Raw genomic sequence first — 19,607 nt, 5'->3', positions numbered from 1 at the left:
GGGCCGGTGGTTCCCCGCGCGCGCCACGCGGGGAACCACCGGGTGCGGGTCAGCGGGTGAACACCGCGACCGTGCGGGCGGGCACGTCGAAGGTGCCCGAACTCTTCTCGTAGGACGCGGACTTGACGACGGCGTCGGAGCCGCCGGCCTGCGTCGGGTGGAGGCGGTAGCCGGTCCCCGCGAGGTCCTTCACCGTCTGCTGCTGAGCCTTCGGGGTCGCGTTGAAGACGACCACGAGGTCACCGAGGCGGGCGGTGATGACGCCGGGGGTCTCGTCCTTGCCGGAGAGCGGGAAGGAGAGCTGCTCCTGGACCTGACCGGCGGTGGACAGATGGAAGGCGGATTCGTCCGTGCGGATCTTCAGCAGGTCCTGGTACGCGGCCGATGTCCCGTTGATCGCCGCGCAGTCCGGCACCTTCACGGATGTCAACAGAGGCTTGGCGTAAGGCCACTTGGCGTCGTTATCGGCGGCCGGGGGCAGCCCGCGCCCGTAGCCGTTCCCGGCGCGGCAGTCCCAGTGGACGGCGTTGAACCAGTCGCCGCTGTCGAACGAGTTGCGGTCGAGGGACTTGGAGCGGAGCAGGTCGGTGCCGGCCTGGGAGAGCGCCGGGCCCTGCGAGAGCGCGGCCGTCGCCATGGCGAGGACCTGCATGCGGGAGCGGTCGGCGGCGGACGTCGACGCGGGCAGCTTGTAGGTGAGCGCGTCGTAGAGCGATTCGTTGTCGTGGGCGTCCGCGTAGGAGAGAGCGTCGCCCGGGGCGTCCGCGTAGCCCGCGGCGGCGCCGTTGTAGTCGACGCCGGAGCCCTTCACCTTCTTCCCGTCGGTGTCGGTGAACTCGTATCCGGCGAGGTTCCCGGACAGGCCGACCTTGATGAGGTCCTGGTAGTGCAGGAGGCGGGCCTTCTGCTCGGCCGCCGTGCCGTTCGCCTTGCTGGAGTTGGGGTCGGTGTAGAGGCCGGTGGCGAAGCCCTGGACGCCGGGGTCCTCGTCGAACGGGGAGCCGCCGCGCACGGCGTCGCGGGAGCGGTCGTTGAAGGTGGCGATGCCGGTGCCCGCCATGTTCTTCTGCGTGGCCTGCACGAAGCGGGCGTCGTCGGCGACCTCGCCGAAGTTCCAGCCCTCTCCGTAGAGGACGATCTTCTTGCCGTCGACGCCGTCCTTCTTCAGGGTCAGCGCGTCGAGTGCCTTACGGACCGCCAGGATGTTGGCCTTGGGGTGGTGGCCCATCAGGTCGAAGCGGAAGCCGTCGACCTTGTACTCCTTGGCCCAGGTGACGACGGAGTCGACGACGAGCTTGCCCATCATCGTGTTCTCGGGTGCCGTGTTCGAGCAGCAGGTGGAGTTGGCGACGGAGCCGTCGGCCATGAGCCGCTGGTAGTAGCCGGGCACGATCTTGTCGAGGACGGACGTCTTGCTCTGGCCGCTGCTGGTGGTGTGGTTGTAGACGACGTCCATGACGACGCGCAGGCCGTCGTCGTTGAGGGACTTGACCATCTGCCGGAACTGGACGGTGCGGGCCGTGCCGTCGGGGTCGGTCGCGTAGGAGCCCTCGGGGACGGTGTAGTGATACGGGTCGTAGCCCCAGTTGTAGGCGTCCTTGGCGGCGGTCTTGCCCACGCACTCCTGCTGCCGGTCGCTGTCGGCGGCGTACGAGGTCAGGTCGCAGTCGGGGGTGGCCTGGTCGGACTTCTTCTCGGGGATGGTGGCGATGTCGAAGGCGGGCAGCAGGTGCACGTACGACGTGCCCGCCTTCGCCAGCTCGCGCAGGTGCTTCGAGCCGTCGCTGTTCTTGTCGGTGAAGGCGAGATACGTGCCGCGGTGGTCCTTGGCCGCCGTCTTGTCCTCGACGGAGAAGTCGCGGATGTGGAGTTCCTGGATCTGGGCGTCCTTCATGGCGACGGCCTTGGGCTTGGTCAGGGTCGACCAGCCCTTGGGCGCGAGGGACGTGTCGTCGAGGTCGACGACGAGGCTGCGCTCGGAGTCGGCGGTGAGGGCGACCGAGTAGGGGTCGGTGACCTCATTGGTGACGATCTTCTGGACGCTGGGCGCCCACACCTGCACGGCGTAGCGGTACTCCTTGCCCTTCCAGGAGGCGGCCGGACCGGTGACGGACCAGACACCCGTCCCGTCGTCGCGCCGCATCGCCGTCTTCTTGCCGCCGAGTTCGAGGGACACGCTGTGCGCGGTCGGCGCCCATACGGACAGGGTGACCTTGCCGCCCTTGAACACCGGCCCCAGGGAAGCCTGTTCGGCCTTGGCGCCGTACAGGTCGTCGAGGATGCCCTGGGTCTGCACTCCGGTGGCGGCGACGAGCGCGCCGTTCGCGATGCGCTGGGTGAACACGATCTGTCCGTCGAGCGCCCGGCGCACCCGGTCCCGGTCGCGCGGGTCGACGGTGAACGCCGTGTACTCCTTCAGGTGCGGGTACTTGGCCTTCTGGGCGTCCGTGAGCGTGGCCGGGGTGAGCCGGAGCCAGCGGCCCTCGTTGCTGAGCGCGCCGTCGTCGACGGTGATGCCGCCGTCCCGCGCGTACACGAGCTGGGTGGAGGCGGCCGCCTTGGAGCCGACGGAGCCGGGGACGACGACGGTGTCGGCGTCGATCCACTGCGCCTGCGCCTTGGTGATGTCCAGGTCGGGGGTCGAACCGACGGACGGCAGCAGGTAGTTGCTGTCCCCGGCGTTCAGCCACACCTCGTGGCCGTACGTGGTCAGGTCGAGGGAGCGGTCGCTGGGGATGTCCTTCTCGTCGCCCTTGTGGAGGATGTAGCTGAGCGAGGTCGCACCGTCGGCGAGGGGCACCTCGAAGGTGACGCCGTAGGCGTCCTTGCCGGTCGGCTGGAGCGGCTTCGTCCAGTCGGTGCCCTGGGCGGCGCCCGTCCAGGTGTGCAGCCCCCAGCCGTCGTAGTCGCCGTCGGCGCGGTGGACGTGGATGATCGCCTTGGTCTTGTCCTGGGCGGGGTAGACCCCGTCGGGCCTGGTCGTCTCCTGTCCGTCCTTGCCCTGGGCGACCCAGACCTCGCCGGTCTTCGCCAGGTCGACGGTGCGTTCGCCCCCGTCGGCGGTGTCGCCCTTCTGGATCGTGTACGTCAGTGAACTCGCCCCGTCGGGGACCTTCACCCAGGCGAAGGCTCCGTAGGCGTCACGGCCGACGAACTCTCCCGTGCTGTCGCCGGACGTGAGGGTCCAGCCGTCGTAGTCGCCGCCGGTGCGCTTGTAGTGGACGATCGCGTAGGTGCGGTCCACGGCGCTCGGCTTCTCGGCCGCCGGGGCCTGACCGGCCGTCGTCGCGGCGAGAGCGCTCGCGGTGCGTCCGCCACGGTCGACCACAACCGCCTTGTACCGCAGGGCGGTTCCTGCCGCCACCTTCTCGGAGACGGTCTGGGTCACCTGGTACGGGGCGTGGTCGGCGGTGCCGAGCGTCTTCCACCGGCCACCCCCGACCTGTGCGGCGAAGACGACGCGGGCGCCGGTGGACTTGCCCGGGTCGGCGGCGACGGTGACCGTGCCGGTGGCGCCGGCCTCCGGGGCCTTCAGCGTCAGCGTGGGCATGCTCCGGGCGGCGGGCAGCCGGCCGTCGGCGCGGAGCACGGTCGACGAGAGCGCCGGGACGGTGACCTTCACCTTGCCGCCGGTGACGGACACGGCACCCGAACCACCGTACAGAGTCGTGAACTTGGCGGACTCGACCGGCAGCTCGACCGTCTTCGGCCCGCTCGCGTTGTTCACGGCGACGACGTACTCACGGTCGTCGCCGGTCCGCGAGAACGCGTACACCGAGTCCTTCGCGTACAGCTCCTTCTGCACGCCGTCGGCGAGCGCGGGATTCTGCTTGCGCAGCTTCGACAGCGCGGCGATCGCCTTGTACAGGGGGTGCGAGGGGTCGTAGGCGTCGCTCGCGTGGGTGCGTTCGGTGCCTATCTCGTCGTCGTCGAGGTAGTCGGCGACCTTGGAGGCGAACATCGTCTGCCGGGCGTCCTTGTCGCCGCCCGCGCCGGTGAAGCCCTGCTCGTCGCCCGAGTAGACGACCGGATTGCCGCGGCTGAGGAACATCAGCTCGTTCGCGAGCTTGTCGCGCAGGAGGAGTTCCGCGTCGCTCGCCTTCGGGTTGTCGCTCTTCAGGAAGGAGCCGAAGCGGCCCATGTCGTGGTTGCCGAGGAACGTGACCTCGTTGTAGGCGTTCGCCTTGTCCGTCGTGTAGCGGTAGTCCTGCGCGAGGACGTCGGACAGGCCGCTCGCCGCCTTGCCCTGGGAGGCGTAGCCGCGGATGGCGTCCTGGAGCGGGAAGTCGAGGGTGGCGTCGAGGCGGCCCTCGGTGACGTAGGGGGCGGTGACGGACGGGTCGGCGGAGTAGGTCTCACCGAAGATGAAGAAGTCGTCGCGGCCGTGCTTCGCGGCGTACGCATCCAGGGCGGTGGCCCACTGCGTCCAGAACTTCATGTCCACGTTGCGGACCGTGTCGACGCGGAAGCCGTCGATGTCGAAGTCCTTGACCCACTTCTCGTAGATCTTCTCCATGCCCTCGACGACCTCGGGCCGCTCGGTCCACAGGTCGTCGAGGCCGGTGTGGTCGCCGTTCAGCGCGCTCTCGCCGACGAAGGTGGAGTCGCCGCGGTTGTGGTACATGGTCGGATCGTTCAGCCAGGACGGCGACTTGGCGTTCTTCTCCGCCGCCGCGGTCGTCGGCGTGTACGCGAACGAGTCCTTGTCGACCTTGCGCGCGGGCTCCTTCGCGTCGTCGAACGGACGGCCCTCGGTGTCGAGGTACGGGTAGGCGCCCGTGCTGCGGTAGCCGTACGTCTGCTCGGTGTCGGTGATGACGTCGGCGGTGTGGTTCGTGATGACGTCGAAGTAGACCTTCATTCCCTTGGCGTGGGCCTTGTCGATGAGGGTCTCGAGGTCCTGGTTGGTGCCGAAGTGCGGGTCGACCCGCGTGAAGTCGGTGATCCAGTAGCCGTGGTAGCCGGCGCTGGCGCTGTCGCCGCTGCCCTGGACCGGCTTGTTCTTGAAGATCGGCGCCATCCAGATGGCGGTGGTGCCCAGGCCCTTGATGTAGTCGAGCTTCTTCGTCAGGCCCTTGAGGTCGCCGCCCTGGTAGAAGCCCTTGTCGGTGGGGTCGAAGCCGGTCGCGGTGCGGCTGCCGGTCAGTCCGCCCTTGTCGTTGCCGGTGTCCCCGTTGGCGAACCGGTCGGGCAGCACGAAGTAGTACTGCTCCCGGGTGGCGTCGTCGCGTGCGGGCTGCGCGGCCAGCTCGGCGTCGGACGGGGGCTTCGGCGGAGCGGGCGCCGCCGACGCCGAGGTGGCGGTGTGCAGCGCCGCGGCGAGCAGCGCGGCGACGGCCGCGGCGGCTGCCGCCTTCCTCCGTGACGCGCCGCGCGCGCCGCTTCTTCGGTTCACCTTGTAGGGCCTTTCTGGAACTGTTCCGCCGGTGCGGATGGTCATACGGAGCCGGACCGCCCGGTGCCTGCGGGGAGGCGGGGCACCGGGCGGTCGGTGGAACGGGGGGGGCAGGTGTTGCGGTCAGCCGCGCCAGGTGTCCGTGAGGGAGACGAGGCCGGAGGAGGAGACGGTCGCGGTGCGGTTGGCGCCGCTCTCCCAGGTGACGTTGCCGCTCGCGTCCTTGCGGAGGTACTTGTACTCGAACGAGGTGCCGGCGGGCAGCGGCACGTCGAGCTTCCAGACCGGGTAGGCGCCCGGGTCCAGCTTCAGGGCGTTGCCGGTGTTCCAGTTGCCCAGCTGGTCCTTGTTGCCGGTGACGTAGATGTTCTGGCCCCAGGCGGTGGAGGCCGTGACGTTGAAGGAGGCGCCCGCGGTGGGGGTGGTGGTGCCGCTGTCGCCGGCGCCGCAGGTCTTGGCGCCGGTCTGGATCGCGAGCGCGGTGTTCGACGCCAGCGTCGCCGTGAACTGTCCGGAGGAGTTCACCGTGACGCCCTTGCCGCTCTGCACGTCGCAATAGTCACCGGCGGGCAGCGACGTCTGGAAGGTGCGGGTGAGCGAGGACGACTCGTGGTTGATGGCGACGTACGCCTTGGCGCCGCGGCCGAACGCGATCTGGTTCGCGCCGTTGTCCCACCAGTCGCTGACGGCCTCGCCGCGTGCGGTGTTGCGCCAGGCGACCATGCTCGCGATCTCGCGCCAGGCGTGCTGGCACTTCCATCCGTCGGTGTAGCAGGCGCTCACCGAGCCGTTGTCGGGCGGTCCCGCGTCCTTGTCGGTCCACTCGTAGCCGGAGTGCACGTCGGGCGACCCGTACGGCCAGGCCAGCATGAAGACGTTGGCGAGGGTGTAGGTGGCGCCGTTCTTGTAGTTGAGGGTGTCGCCGCCGCGCTCGGTGTCGTGGTTGTCGACGAAGACGGCGGACTGTCCCGAGGGCATGTAGCCCCAGGACTCGCCGAAGTTCTTCAGGTAGGCGAGGTTCTCGCCGGTGAAGACGCGCTTGAGGTCACGGGCGTAGCGGAACTCCTGGACGTCGCCGTTGCCGAGGTACTCGGTCGGCGAGACGGCCTCTCCGGCGCCGTAGATGGCCTCCTGCTTCCAGTACGCGTTCGGGTTCGTCAGCCGCGACTTGATGTTCGCGAGGTCGGCCGTCGCCATGTGCTTGGCGGCGTCGATCCGGAAGCCGTCGACGCCGAGGGAGAGCAGGTCGTTCAGGTAGCCGGCGATGGTGGCGCGGACGTGCTCCTCGCCGGTGTCGAGGTCGGCGAGGCCGACCAGTTCGCACTCCTGGACGTTGGTGCGGTCCTGGTAGTTGCTGATCGTCGCCGTGCAGTTGTCCATGTCGGAGGACGAGTAGACGCCGGGGTAGTCGTACTTGGTGTACGAGGAGCCGCCGGTGCCGGTCCCCGAGCCGGACGTCATGTGGTTGATGACGGAGTCGGCGACGACCTTCACACCGGCCGCGTGACAGGTGTCGATCATGTTCTTGAAGGCGGTCCGGTCACCGAGCCGGCCCGCGATCTTGTAGCTGACGGGCTGGTACGACGTCCACCACTGGGAGCCCTGGATGTGCTCCTGCGGCGGGGAGACCTGGACGTAGCCGTAGCCGGCCGGGCCGAGCGTGTTCGTGCACTCCTTCGCCACCGAGGCGAAGTTCCACTCGAACATCACCGCGGTGACGTCCTTCGTGCCGGGCGCGGCGGCCTGGGCGGGGGCCGGGGCCGTGACGGCGGCCGCTGCTCCCGCCAGAACGGCGAGTGCGGCAGCCACGGACTTTCTGGCCATGGTTCCTCCTGATTCGAAGGGCAACGCGCCATGCCCGTAAGCGTGCTGGGGGGATCGCTTGAATCTTGCTGCAAGTGATTGCGGGGTGACCGTATGAGGGACCGTCATCACGGTCAACCCCTTGGACGCGTTCGTTCCCAACTCGCGCGCGAAAACTACGGATTCTCCTTGCAAGGACTTACGCAAGTATTCCAGCGGTGTTACGTTCAACCACGCTTCCGGTCCGGCGCCGGGGGCCCGGCCGTGCCGGGCCCCACGCGCCCGGCGTTCGGACCGGCGGTGTCCACGCGTCAGCCGTTCAGACACCAGTCGACGAAGGTCGTGACGCTGGGATCCACCCGGTTCTTGCCGTCCGCCACCGCCGCCGTGCAGAAGAAGCGGACCTCGCCGAATTCGAGGTCCATGGTCTCCACCAGGTTCCGCAGCCCGAGCCGCTCGCTCAGCCACTTCCGCACGGACGCCGTGTCGTCCGGCTGGTCGGGCAGCAGGGCGGACCGTCCGCTCAGCAGGTCGCGCTTGCTGACGGCGACGGCGAGCCGGGATCTGTCCAGGCGCGTCCCCATCGTGCGCACCGTCTGCACCGAGCGTGCGAAGACGTCCTCCGGGTCGACCGTCGAGGCGAGCGTGCGGTCGACCTTCGGGCCCTCGGCGTCCAGGCGGGTCCAGAACGCGTCGACGGCCATCGGGTCGAGGACGAAGACGAAGGTGCGGGCCTCGCGGATGTAGCGCAGCGCGTCGGTCTCCTCCCGGTTGACGAACCGCTCCCCCGCCGTGTCGAAGACATGCACCAGACGCTGTCCGCGACCGCCGCCGAGCACGAACGAATGGGCCCGGGGCAGCGCCTTCTGCGTGGGCCGGGTGTGGCCCTGGATCTCCAGGACCTCGTTGAGGACCTCCTGGGCGTCCCTCGACTCGCGGTCGGCGAGGCGGATCTCGGCGCCGCCGTCGGCCGCCGCGTCCTCCAGCGACTTCACCATCGCCGCCATCAGCTGGGTCTTGCCCGCGGCCCTGCCGCCGATCAGCGGCAGGATCACCTCGGGCATGTGACCGGCGTCCTGGTTCATCGGCTTTCCGCAGGCCTCGTGCACACAGTGGCCGCTGAGCCGGGCGTCCTTGCTCATCAGCATGAGCAGGGTCGGGATCCGCTGGTCGCAGGCGCAGCGGCGGCGGAAGAGACCGAAGGTGCCGGGGCGGATGTCCGCGTGCCGGCGGCGGCAGCGTTCCCGGGGGCAGTCGTACGCGGGATAGGGCACGCGCTCGAAGCAGCTCGGGCAGAGCATGCCGCGGGGCAGGCCGCGCAGGATCATCACCGTGCGGTCGATGCCGCGCAGGACGAGCGCGAGCAGCCGGGCGCCGCCCGCGAGCAGGGCGACGACGAGGGCCTGTGCCCCGAGCAGCAGGGCGAGCAGCGGCGCCGCGAGAGCCGCCCCGACGGCCAGGCCCACGTACAGGGTCAGGCCGTACGGGATCGAGATGGCGCGGTGCACCGTGGGCGCGGTGAAGTGGCGGGTGCGCACGCGGCGGCCGGCGTCGGTCACCGTGCGGACGTAGCTCTGCCGCCCCTGGACGAGGAGTTCGCGCAGGTCGCGGGTGGCGGGGCCGAAGAAGTAGTTGCGGTGGGCCAGTTCGTCGGCGGGCCCGTGGCGCGGGATCGTCGTGAACTCGGGGGTCCGTCGGCGCAGAACCCCGTCCAGCACCTGGCCGTAGCGGAAGAGCAGTTCACTCACGAGCGCGGCTGCGCGCAGGCCCACGATCACCGGGGTGACGAACAAGTAGCCCGCGAGGAACACGAGATAGATCGCCGGGCCGATGATGAAGGTCAGGATGTCGTCCATCGGGGGTTCAGTCCTCGTCCGCTCGGGGGCCGTCCGAGGACCGCCGTGACGTGAGCTTGCGGCCCCACTTCTTGACGCGGCCCACGCGCAGTTCGGCGATCTCCTCGTAGCGGGCGGCGAGCTTGGCGTCGTAGGGCCGCAGTACGGCGGCGAGGCGGTTCAGGTCGTCCGGGCGCCAGTGGTCGGCGAGATGCTGGCGCAGCGCCGAGATGAGGTCCAGGTGTGCCTGCGGGAGGAGACCGTCCGGGTCGGTGACCGCGACGACGCCCGTGACATGGCTGAGCAGCCGCGTACCGATCCGGCGTTCGGTCGACGCGTCCCGGTAGACGGCGCGCAGGTAGACGTCCGCGAGGCGGAACGCGAACTTCGGCAGTTCCGCGCGGAGTCGGGCCGGGTCGGCGGGCAGCTTGAGCAGCGCGGGCAGCAGCAGGTGGTCCTTGAGGGCGCGGGGCGCCGCCAGCGCCTGCACCTGCGGGATGCCGAACGCGACGGCGAGCGCGGTGGCCTCCCGGGTCCTGCGCAGGGCCTCGTCCAGGTCGACGACGACCCGCACCCGCTCCTGGGCGACCGCGGGCAGCCACGCGAAGCGGCCGGGTTCGGCGAGCGTGTGGCACAGCGTCAGGCAGTGCCGCAGCGCCTGTTCGTCCGCGACCTCCTGCTTCACGGCGCGGTCGAGCCATTCGGCGACCGCCTCCCCCACGGGTTCGTCCGGCGGGAACCGGACGGCGATCTCGGTCGCTTCCTTGTGCGTCCAGGTCCGCGACGGCTGTCGCCACAGCGCCCGCAGCAGGTCGGCGTCGGGTGCGGTCCGCCCGCGTACGTCCAGGATCCGGAAGAGCAGCTCGATGGTGCGGGCGGGTTCCCGCTCGGCCTGCGCCAGCCAGTAGTGCTCCAGGAGCCGGGGCTGCTCGCCGAGGTCCCGTTCCCTGAGCAGGTCGGCCGGGAACTGGGCGAAGAGCTGTTCCTGCCCGCCGCGGTCCTCGAGGACCTCCTGCACCGCCGCGGCGAGCTTCGCCCTGAACTCCGGCAGGGTGTGGACGAGTTGGCCGACCTCGGCCCGTAGTCCCGGGCCCGCCTCCGAGGCGCCGAGGAGCACGCGGGACAGGTCCAGACTCTGCTGCGCGAGCAGCTCGGGCGGTGGGGTCAGCCGGGCGCCGACCGCCCAGAGCAGCAGCCGTACCCGCTGCCGGCTGGTGGTGGCGTCGGCGAGCAGGCGCTGCCACAGGGCGGTGGCCCGTTCCCGCTCGCCGGGGTCGTTGAGGGGTACGGGGCCCGGCGCGTTCTCGGCACCGGTGACGTAGGCGCGGATCCGGGACTGGTGGAGCTTGCCTTCGAGTTCCTGGTGCAGGGCGGTGTCGCCGCCCGCCTCGGCTGCCGCGCTGAGCGCCGCTACCTGGCGGTCGTCGAGGTCGCGGTGCTTGTGGTGGATGTCGGCGGCGACCGCGGCGCGGCGCGGTCCGAGGTGGCCGGCGCCGGGGAGCCAGTCGAGGACCGCACGGACGTCGGCGGCGGTCAGTTCGATGCCGCCGGCCGCCGCGGCGGCCGCGACCGGGGCGTGCCAGTCGCCGAGCGCCCGCTCCTGCCCACTGGTGTACTCGGCGGTCCACGACCACACGGAGCGGATCGATCCGACCCCGATCCGGTGCAGCAGCCGTACGAGGTGGTGGGTGGGCACCACCTCGGGGAAGCGGCCCGCGGAGAAGTCGAAGACGGTGTACGACTCCTCGTCGTCCGGGCCCAGGTCGAGATGGGCGCCGGGCACCGTGCCGATCAGGTGCAGTCTGCTGCGGGCGGGGCGGAAGAGGTAGGTGGCGAAGGAGAGGCTGCGGGCGAGCTGGGGCGGCAGCAGGTAGGAGACGGCCGCGAACCAGTGGGCGATCCGGTCCGTGGTGTCGTCGACGACCACGACCGAGCCGTCCTCGGCGAGCGCCGCGAACACCGCGGCGAGGAGCGCCGGGAGCTGATCGGCGTGCGGGTGGGTGCGCAGGAAGGCGCGGACCGCGCGGGGCGACAGCGGGCCGCGCGGCAGGGGCGCGGGCCGGTCCGGGATCGTGGTCGTGTCGGCGACCCGGGTGGTCCACAGCGGGGAGTCCCACAGCTCGATAGGGAGCAGCCCGCCGTTGTCGGTGCCGAACTCGCCCTCGGTGTGCAGCGCGTGGGCGAAGTAGTTGCCGAAGCGGCGGGCCGAGTCCCGTCCCGCGTAGCGCACGCACAGCGTGGTCGCGCCGCCCGTCCCGCTCACCGTGTGGCACAGGTTGACCGGGCAGCGGGCCAGCAGCTCGGGGGTGTCGGACTCGGCCAGGGCGCGCGGCGGCTCGTATCCGGCGAGGCCCTCGACCCGGTGCCGGGTGCCGGCCGTGACCTGTTCGCTCACCGCGTTGAACTGGAACCCCGACGACCCGCTGAGCCCGTGCTCGCAGGACGTGTAGTACAGCTGCTGGAATCCGGTCATCCCCGGCCCGTCCTCGGCACCGAGCCGAACTCGCTCAGCAGCCACAGCAGCGGGTCCGCGACCCGGTAGGGCTGGATGCCGAGGTCGGCGACGCGCGACTCGGCGGTGGCGCTGCGGCCGAGCGCGGAGACGCCGAAGTAGCGGTAGCGGGCGAAGGTGTTCTCCAGGGACTGGTCGATGGAGACGCCGTCCCACTCCTTGAGGAGCTGGCGCACCTCCTCGTGGACGCTGAGGCTGTCGGAGACGTCGAAGCGGCCGCGCGCGGCCGCGTGGGAGCGCAGTGGGCTGCCGCTCTCCATGAGGTGCCAGAACGCGTCCATCTTGGAGAAGACCACCGCGATCGGGGTGTCGACCTTGGCGGCCTTCCCGCCCCGGGCGGCGAGGAGCATGCCGCTCACCCGGCTCAGGACGTTGATCGGCGGGTCGATGCCGTCGAGGCCCGGCAGCTCCGTGCCGGGTGCGGCGTTGTTCCTGGCGCCGGGCATCTGCAGCGGGTCGAGGAGCAGGATGATGCCGTCCGCGTTGGTCAGATAGCGGGTGTTGAGCTCTACGCTCTCGCGGCTGTTGAAGTCCTCGCCCGCGGTGTCGAAGAACGACAGGACGGTGTGCTGCGGCTGTTCCTTGAACAGTTTCTTGCGGCGCAGCCCGAACCGGAACACCAGCGGCTCCACGCGGTTGGCGTTGGTCGTCGCGGTCTGGGTCGGCGGGAACATCTGCCGGTCGCGGTAGAGCCGGTCCTCGTAGTCCGTGCTGAAGCGGCGCATGGTCGTGTCGTCCAGGCCCATCAGGGACGCGCCGAACGCCTCGCCGACCTGGTTGCGCATCTCGTGCAGCAGCACGGTCATGTAGATCGTCTTGCCGGAGGAGCGCGCGCCGACCATCGCGATCAGCCGGTTCTCCACCATGCCGAACTGGACGGGCAGTTCGACGTGGCAGACCGGGCAGATCCGGTACGTCGTCTCGCTCTCGCAGTCCGGGTGCACGGCCGTGGACCTGCGGCCGTCGGCGGCGAAGTCCGGGCCCACCTCGTGGCTGGGGCGCCGGCCGAACCGTTCGTCGAGGACCGGGTCGCGGCGCCGCTCGCACCGTTTGCCGACGCGGCTGAGCCGGCTGTTGCAGCGGAACCGGATCTCGCGCGGTGCGAAGGTCTCGTAGCAGTAGGGGCAGGTGAGTCGTCTGGGCATGTCAGGTCACTCGCAGCCGGTGCAGCGCCGTGGGGCGGATGTCGGTGTCGTTGTGGTCGTCGTACGCGTCGTAGCCGTCGTGCGGGTCGTCCCGCTCGTGCGGGGAGGCGGGGCCGCTCGCCGGGAAGCAGACGAGCCAGGAGGTGCCCTTGGTGCTGGGGAAGGGGAACTCCACGGTGAGGGGCGTGCCCGCGGAGAGCCGCTGGGCGGGCACCTCGTGCAGGACGGTGCCCTCGGCGGTGCTGGTGGGGCGGTAGCGGCCGAGGCCGTGCACGATGCGCACGGCGGGCAGGTCGCAGCCGGTCCGCGCGGTGAACGTGACGGTGGCGACGCGGGCGCCGGTGAGGCGGCGGCGCAGCGACGGTTCGTAGTCGACGATGGGCGGTTCGGCCGCGACGCGCAGGGACGCGGCGCCCTCGGTGTCGGCACCGGCGTCCGGTACGAGCGCCTCGACGGTGAGGGTGACCGTGCCGCGGCCGAGCGGCAGGTCGAGGCCGCCGTCGTGTTCGTAGACCCGCCGCTGACAGCGGATGTCGCCGTCGCGCGGACCGTCACCGGACGTGGACGGATCCTCGCGGCGCCAGCGGACGCGGGCGGTGAGCGCGTCGTCGGGCCAGGCCCACAGGACGAGGAGGTGGTCGTCGCGGCGGATGGCCTGGAGCTGGGTGACGGGGACGGAGTGGAGGGTGGAGGTGGAGGCGGGAACAGAGGAGGTGGCGGTGGCGGTGGCGGTGGCGGTGGCGGTGTGCGTCGGTGGCGAGGCAAAGGGTGCGGGTTCGGGCGTCGGTTCGGGCGCCGGTTCTTCCGGTGTCGGGGCCGGTTCGGGGTGCGGCTCTGCTCGTGGCGTCGGTATCGGTGCCGGCTCTACGGGGGTGACGGGTTCCGTCGCCGTGGCGGTGGGCGCTCCCGGGGCACTCTTGGCCGGGGGCTCGGGGTCCGTCGGGGCGGTCTGCCAGGGCTGCGGCTCCGGGTCCTCCAGCGGTGGCGGGAAGTTCCGGTCGCCCGCCGGTGCCGGGCCGGTTCCGACGCGCAGCAGGCCGAAGTCCTCCAGGAGCAACAGGCCGTGCACGACGGCGAGTTCAGGGGTGGTGCAGCGGACCATGGCCCCTTGGGCGGCGGACAGTTCCTCGACCTCGTCGCGGCGGGCCGGGTTCGTGTACAGGCCGCCGGAGAGGAGGACGGCGTCCGGGGTGGCCTCGGCGAGTGCCCGGGACACCTGGGTACGGGCGTGATCCTCGCCGAGCGGTGCGGTGCGCGTCGTGACAATGCGGGCCGTCAGGTCCGGGGTGATGGCGAGCACCGTCAGCTCCACGGTCTCCGCCGCCTGGTCGACGACCAGGATCGTGCGGTGGACGCCCTCGTCGATGGCGCCGTAGTGCAGGGCCACCGCGACGGGCTTCGGGACGATGCGGTGGACGTGGAGCCCCGCGTCCTCGGCGGCGCGGCGCAGCCGGGCCTCGGCCTCGCGGTCGGCGGAGGCGGGCAGGCCGAGCACCGCGTCGTCGTCCTCGTCCGCGGTGAGCAGCAGGTGCAGCGCGGCGGCGGGGTCGGCGACACCGTCGGTGCCGGCCAGGTCCTCCAGGTCCGTCGCCGTCACGACCGGGCGGCCCTGCGGGTCGAACCGGCCGAGGTGGGCGATCCGGTGGTCGATGGCGATACCGAGCATGGCGTCAGCCGGTCCCTTCCTCGGTCGTGGCACCGGTCGTGGCACCGGTCCCGGCTCCGGGCGCGGTCTCGGTCCTGGCCCACGGCGTGCCGGTGGTGTCGATGCCCAGCCGGACGCGGCTGCCCGGGGCCGGGCGCCGGGCCAGGAAGTGCCCGACCACGGCCGCCCGCAGCCGTTCCAGTTCGTTGCGGATCTGGCGGCCGCCGTACGCCTGGTGCTCGGGGGTGCTCATCCGCGCGGTGATCCACGGGTGCAGGGTGGCCGTGTCGGGCACGAGCTCGACCTGGTGGCGTTCGCGGACGGACTCGGTGAGCTGGCCGAGCAGCCGGTCGGCGATCTTCACGATGTGTTCGCGGCGCAGCATGTCGAAGACGACCACGCCCGGCTTGAGCCGGCCGTAGATCTCCGGTCGGCCGATCGCCCGGAACTTCTCCTCGACCGCCCGGGTGAAGTGTGCGTCGAGGGCCGCGTAGGGCACTTCTTCGGTGCCGTCCTCACCGCCGTCGGACAGCAGGCCCTGGACGGCCTCGGCGCCGGTGTTGGAGGTGAAGATGATCAGGCACTGGGAGAAGTACGCGGTCTGGCCGCGGCCGTCGGTGAGCCGGCCGTCCTCCAGGATCTGCAGGAACTTGTCGAGGACGCGGGGGTGGGCCTTCTCGATCTCGTCGAAGAGCAGGACGCTGAAGGGCCGCTCCTGGACCCGGCGGGTCAGCTCGCCGCCCTGTTCGTGCCCGATGTACCCGGGCGGCGCGCCCGCGAGCCGCTCGGCGGCGTGCTCCTGCTGGTACTCGCTCATGTCGAAGCGGGCGTAGGCGCTCTGGTCGCCGAACATCAACTCGGCGACCGCTTTGGCGAGTTCGGTCTTGCCGACGCCGGTCGGGCCGACGAAGAAGAACGCGCCGCGCGGCCGGGCGGTGCCGGAGCCGCCGAAGTCGATGCCCACGAAGGCGGCCTGGAGCGCCGCGGACACCGCCTCGACGGCCTTGGCCTGGCCCACGACCCGGGTGCCGAGGACTCCGGCGGCGCGGGCCACGGTGTCGCGGTCGAGCTGGGTCCACGGGTCGACGCTCACGTTGAGCCGGTGCAGTTCCAGGAGCTTGTCCGGCTTCTGCAGGGGCGCGACGCGCAGCCACGACGTCCGGGCGAGGGCCTCGATGTCCCAGCCGGACATGCCGTCGGTCGCGCCGACCAGGGCCTCGATGTCGTGCCGGGTGGCTTCCGGGGCGCCGTTGAAGTCACCGCGCAGCCAGGTCAGCCAGAGCCGCCGCTCGCTCGGGTCGGGCGGGCCGATGTGCAGGGTGGCGATCCGGGGGTCCTCCAGAGGGAACCAGCCGGGCAGCCGGCCCACATCACCGACCGCGCACAGGACGGCGTTGCGTGCGTGCGGCGGGCGGCCCGCGAGGCTCTCGCGGGGCGTCACGGCGTCCGTCATCGCGGCGCGCAGCAGGAGATATCCGGCGTTCGACTCCGGCTGCCCGGGCGGGAGATGGTGGTCGACGTCCTGGAAGACGAAGGCCACGGAGGCGTCCGGGGACGCGACGAGCCGGTGCACGACGGCCACGACGTCGTCGAACGACCGCGGCGGCCCGGCCTGCCGGGGGGCGAGCAGACCCGACCGCTCCCGGCCGCGTTCGCGGCCGCGCCGGGTGCGCGGGTCCGTGCCTTCGGCGGGGCCGCTCTCGCGGGGCCCGTCCTGTTCGCCCGCGGCGCTGCTCCCGTCCGCCCCGCCATCGGGGCGCGAGTCGTCGCGGCCGCGCCGTTCGGCGGATCCGCGGGGGCGGTCCGCCGCGAGCTCCGCGAAGCGTTCCGCGTGCCCGGGCAGGGGGAAGGTGAGTCCGGCCACCGGGTCCCACCAGCCGACGACGTCGGCGCCGCGGGCCTCCAGGACTCCGGCGACGAGATCGCGGAAGGAGGCGGGGCGGTCCTCGAACCACCAGCGGTCCCTGATCTGACCGGTGAGGACGACCTGGCGGCCGCGCCGGAGTTCCCAGCCGAGGGACACCGCCCACAGGGGCATCATGCCGTCGGCGGTGACCGGTCCCGCGCCGTCCTTGCCCCCGGCGTCCTCGGCGCCGTCGGCACTGTCGGCCCGGTCGGCGCCGTCCTCGTCGAACTTGGTGAAGTCGAGCGTGGTCACGGGGTCGTCCACCTCCAGGAGGCGTCGCGGGGCAGCGGCTTGGCGCGGCGGCCCGGCGGCTTGCCGTCCCAGGTGATCTCGCCCGCGACGAACCCGTCGTCGCCGCCGAGCGACTCGTGCACCCGCTCCAGGAGCGCCTCCGTCGTGTCGCACACCGCTTCGTCCTGAGCGGCGTGCAGCGTGACGTCCGGTTCGCCGTCGACGCGGTAGACGAGGACGGGTGTGCCGTCCTCCTCGCTGGCGACCGTGGTCTCGTACGTCGCCCCGGTGGGCCGCGTGAAGTGCAGCCGGAACGTGCCGTCCTCCTCCGCGCCGCCCTCGAAGGCGAACCCTTCCCCGGTCATGGCGTCCCGGAGCGCCGCCACCAGGTCGCGGCGCCGCTCGTCGGCCAACTCCAGTTCGTCGAGGCGGGTTTCGGCGTCGGGGAGGCGGGCCTCCAGGTCGGCCACGGCCGCCAGCGCCTCGCCCGGACGGCGTGCCGTCAGGCTTTCCGTCGCGGCGCGCAGCGCGTCGTCGATCGTGTCGGCGAGATCGGGGGCGCCCAGCTCGGCGGCGGTGTTGACGACGCCCTGGGCCGCGGGGCGGACGGCGTCGAGCCGCTCGGCGGCCTCCGTGAGGGCCAGCTCCAGGGCCGCCGCGGCCTCGGCGCGCTCGCGTTCGGCCGCGCGCTCCTCTTCCGCCGCGCGCTCCCGCTCCGCCGCTCGTTCCCGCTCGGCCCGGACTTCGCGCTCCGCGGTCTCCCGCGCCTGCGCGATCGTCGCCGCGTGCCGGTCCAGGGCGTGTTCGGCCGTGCCCAACAGCGCCTCGAAGCGCACCTGCTGGTCGGGCGCCGACGCTGCGCGGAGCTGCCCGAGAAGATCGGTGCAGCGCCGGTGGCCCTCGGCATCGAGGATGGCTCCGTCCGGGGCGGCCGCCAATCGGCGATCCAGAGCGGCGAGGACGTGCACGCGGTCGTCCGTGCGGCTCCCGGCGTCCGTCGCGCGCAGGCCGACTGCCTTGCCGCGCAGTACCTCCACCGCGCCGTCGAGCCGCTCGCCGCGCGCGACGCGCACCCGCAGGGCGGCCAGCTCTCCTTCCAGGGCGCCGATCCCGTCGCGCACCCCGGACCGCTGGGCCTCGGCGACGAGTTCCCGCACCTCCTCAAGGCCGCGCTCGTCGGCGCGGCTCTGCTCGGCCTGCGCGCGGTCCCGGCGGGCGGCGTGCTCGGCTTCCCTGCGGGCCGTCACCTCGGCTTCCTTGCGGGCGGCTTCGGCGCGGGCGCGTTCCCTGCGGGCGGCGGCGGCCTGGGCGATCCTGACCCGTTCGGCAGCCCGCCTGCGCTCCCTGGCCCGGCGTTCGTCGGCCCGGCGCGCGCGCTCCGCCGCTTCTCGCTGGGCGTACAGAGCGCCGACCCGGACGCTGCTGTACTTCGGTGATCCGCTCATCGTTCCCTCCGCTCCTCGGTGTGCAGCACGAACCCCCGCACCGCGAGCTGTTCTTCCAGCTGTCCCCGGAAACCGGGGGTGGGTGGTACTCCGGCCCAGGACAGCGAGCCGTCCGCCTCCACCGACATCTCGACCCCGGCGCTCGTGTCCGGCTCGTCGAGCACCTCCCGGTAGCGGTCGGTGAGCGGGACGAGCCGCTGGTTGTCCGAGCCGCGCCAGCGCAGCGCGCCGTGCCGGGCCGCGACGTACGGTCCGTCGACCAGCAGGTCGAGCCGGTCGAGCAGGGCGAGCCGGTCCGGGCCGCCGCGCCGCAGCGCCTCGTGGCGGAACCCGGAGTACGCCATCGCCCCGAAGTCCGGGCGCCGCTCGCGCACCGTGTCGAGCAGCTCGGCCAGCGCCCCGGCCTGGCTGAACGGCTCGCCGCCGGAGAACGTCACGCCTTCGATGCCGTCCAACGCGCAGAGCCAGTCGGCGAGTTCGGGCACCGTGCGGCTCGTGCCGCCGTCGAACGGCAGTGTCTCTGCCGCGACGCAGCCGGTGCAGCGCAGCGGGCAGCCCTGCACCCAGATGACGGCGCGGCTGCCGGGGCCGAGGACCGTGCACCGGTCCAGGGTCCTGGAGACGGAGAGACGGGTCGTCATCGCACCTCCCGCGCGGGGCCGGGATAGCTGTCGGTGCCGCGCTCGGCCTGGTCGCACCACGGGCACCACGGGCGCTCGACGGTGTGGACGTGGTGGGCGTTGACCTTGCACACCTTCAGCCGGCCGACGCCCAGTTCGGCGGCGAGCGCCTCGGCCCACTCGGTGTCCGCGGGACGTCTCGGGGTGCCGCCGAACGCCGTACGCAGCAGGTGGGCGAGTCGGCGCGGCAGCAGGTCGGCGGGCGGTACCGAGCGGGGCAGCAGCACGGAGGCGCGGTCGACGAGCCGACAGCGGCCGTGCAGCACGTTGTCGTCGTACGAGAGATAGTCGCGGCCGTCCGCCGGGGGCCCCGCGAAGGGGTGCAGGCCCGCCATGAGGAGCTGGTGGACGAGAACGGCCAGGGTGAAGTCGTCGGAGGCCGCGTCCGGCGGCGCCCCCGCGCGGGCGCCCATGCGCTCGGGGGCCGTGTATCCGGGGGTGCGCATCCGGCCGGGGAACACCTCACGGCCGTCGCTGAACTGCCAGGAGTCGACGTCCGCCATCCCGACGCGGCCGGCCTCGTCGACCCAGAGGTTGTCGGGCTTGAGGTCGCCCACCACATAGCCCTCGGCGTGCAGTTCGGCCAGCAGCCGGGCCAGTGCGAGGCCGGCGCGCAGTCCGCTCTCCCAGGTCGCTCCGGGCAGGTGGACGCGGCGGGCGGAGGTGTCGAGGAGGTGGCTGAAGGGCTGGTACGCGTGGCGCATGTCGGTCATCACGTAGCCGTCGACGCGGTCCCCCGGGCTGCCGCCCGCGGTGTGCACCTGGACCAGCGGCCAGGCGAGGCGGACGGGTGTGCCGGAGAGCAGGCCGACGGTGCGGGGTTCGCGGCGCTGGCGGACGAGGCGGGCGACGCGGCGCCGGTAGGCCGCGGCGTCGGGCGGGTCGGGGACGAGTTTCGCGACGAGGGGGCGGTCGTCGTCGACGCCGTAGACGAAGCCCTCGGAGCCGCTGCCGATCTGCTCGGTGAGCCGCCAGGTGTGTCCGCCGCGGGAGACCAGCGTCAGGGCCAT

10 protein-coding genes are annotated in these 19,607 nt (G+C 72.1%); all 10 read right to left on the bottom strand.

The window, feature by feature from the left end:
- Positions 1-49 precede the first annotated feature (49 nt).
- The 10 genes from pulA to ACFVDP_RS23575 all read right to left on the bottom strand — a co-directional run bounded on the left by pulA (position 50) and on the right by ACFVDP_RS23575 (position 19,607).
- Positions 50-5,440 carry a pullulanase-type alpha-1,6-glucosidase gene (gene pulA / locus ACFVDP_RS23620; RefSeq protein ID WP_383492807.1) on the bottom strand — a complete coding sequence of 1,797 codons (5,391 nt, stop codon included), beginning with the start codon at positions 5,438-5,440 and terminating at the stop codon, positions 50-52.
- A 78-nt stretch (positions 5,441-5,518) separates the two neighbouring features.
- Positions 5,519-7,219, bottom strand: coding sequence for a carbohydrate-binding module family 20 domain-containing protein (locus ACFVDP_RS23615; RefSeq protein ID WP_383492804.1), 1,701 nt, complete (start codon positions 7,217-7,219; stop codon positions 5,519-5,521).
- Between the two features lie 290 nt (positions 7,220-7,509).
- On the bottom strand, positions 7,510-9,054 hold the full coding sequence (locus ACFVDP_RS23610; RefSeq protein ID WP_383492802.1) for a hypothetical protein: 1,545 nt from the start codon (positions 9,052-9,054) through the stop codon (positions 7,510-7,512).
- Between the two features lie 7 nt (positions 9,055-9,061).
- Positions 9,062-11,506, bottom strand: a complete 2,445-nt coding sequence (locus ACFVDP_RS23605) for a GTPase-associated protein 1-related protein (protein ID WP_383492800.1) — start codon at positions 11,504-11,506, stop codon at positions 9,062-9,064.
- On the bottom strand, positions 11,503-12,690 hold the full coding sequence (locus ACFVDP_RS23600) for a hypothetical protein (RefSeq protein WP_383492798.1): 1,188 nt from the start codon (positions 12,688-12,690) through the stop codon (positions 11,503-11,505). Before ACFVDP_RS23600 ends, ACFVDP_RS23605 begins: the two co-directional genes overlap by 4 nt.
- A gap of 1 nt (position 12,691) precedes the next feature.
- Positions 12,692-14,356, bottom strand: coding sequence for an Hsp70 family protein (locus ACFVDP_RS23595; RefSeq protein ID WP_383492795.1), 1,665 nt, complete (start codon positions 14,354-14,356; stop codon positions 12,692-12,694).
- Between the two features lie 4 nt (positions 14,357-14,360).
- Positions 14,361-16,493, bottom strand: a complete 2,133-nt coding sequence (locus ACFVDP_RS23590) for an AAA family ATPase (protein WP_383492792.1) — start codon at positions 16,491-16,493, stop codon at positions 14,361-14,363.
- Entirely contained in the window at positions 16,490-17,917 is a 1,428-nt protein-coding gene (locus tag ACFVDP_RS23585) for a hypothetical protein (protein WP_383492789.1), read from the bottom strand. Before ACFVDP_RS23585 ends, ACFVDP_RS23590 begins: the two co-directional genes overlap by 4 nt.
- On the bottom strand, positions 17,914-18,558 hold the full coding sequence (locus tag ACFVDP_RS23580; protein ID WP_383492786.1) for a 4Fe-4S single cluster domain-containing protein: 645 nt from the start codon (positions 18,556-18,558) through the stop codon (positions 17,914-17,916). The genes ACFVDP_RS23585 and ACFVDP_RS23580 overlap by 4 nt, the downstream gene beginning before the upstream one ends.
- Positions 18,555-19,607: a hypothetical protein gene (locus ACFVDP_RS23575; RefSeq protein WP_383492783.1), complete on the bottom strand. Its 1,053-nt coding sequence runs from the start codon at positions 19,605-19,607 to the stop codon at positions 18,555-18,557. Before ACFVDP_RS23575 ends, ACFVDP_RS23580 begins: the two co-directional genes overlap by 4 nt.

The sequence above is a fragment of the Streptomyces sp. NPDC057694 genome (genome assembly GCF_042799415.1).
Lineage (GTDB): Bacteria > Actinomycetota > Actinomycetes > Streptomycetales > Streptomycetaceae > Streptomyces.
The sequence above is the reverse complement of the archived record's forward strand: the minus strand, read 5'-3'. Positions and strand labels throughout refer to the sequence as shown.

Coding starts and splice junctions, on each gene's coding strand:
- ACFVDP_RS23610 (WP_383492802.1), bottom strand. CDS start 9,054: ATGGACGACATCCTGACCTTCATCATCGGCCCGGCGATCTATCTCGTG.
- pulA (WP_383492807.1), bottom strand. CDS start 5,440: ATGACCATCCGCACCGGCGGAACAGTTCCAGAAAGGCCCTACAAGGTG.
- ACFVDP_RS23580 (WP_383492786.1), bottom strand. CDS start 18,558: ATGACGACCCGTCTCTCCGTCTCCAGGACCCTGGACCGGTGCACGGTC.
- ACFVDP_RS23615 (WP_383492804.1), bottom strand. CDS start 7,219: ATGGCCAGAAAGTCCGTGGCTGCCGCACTCGCCGTTCTGGCGGGAGCA.
- ACFVDP_RS23585 (WP_383492789.1), bottom strand. CDS start 17,917: ATGAGCGGATCACCGAAGTACAGCAGCGTCCGGGTCGGCGCTCTGTAC.
- ACFVDP_RS23575 (WP_383492783.1), bottom strand. CDS start 19,607: ATGGCCCTGACGCTGGTCTCCCGCGGCGGACACACCTGGCGGCTCACC.
- ACFVDP_RS23605 (WP_383492800.1), bottom strand. CDS start 11,506: ATGACCGGATTCCAGCAGCTGTACTACACGTCCTGCGAGCACGGGCTC.
- ACFVDP_RS23595 (WP_383492795.1), bottom strand. CDS start 14,356: ATGCTCGGTATCGCCATCGACCACCGGATCGCCCACCTCGGCCGGTTC.
- ACFVDP_RS23600 (WP_383492798.1), bottom strand. CDS start 12,690: ATGCCCAGACGACTCACCTGCCCCTACTGCTACGAGACCTTCGCACCG.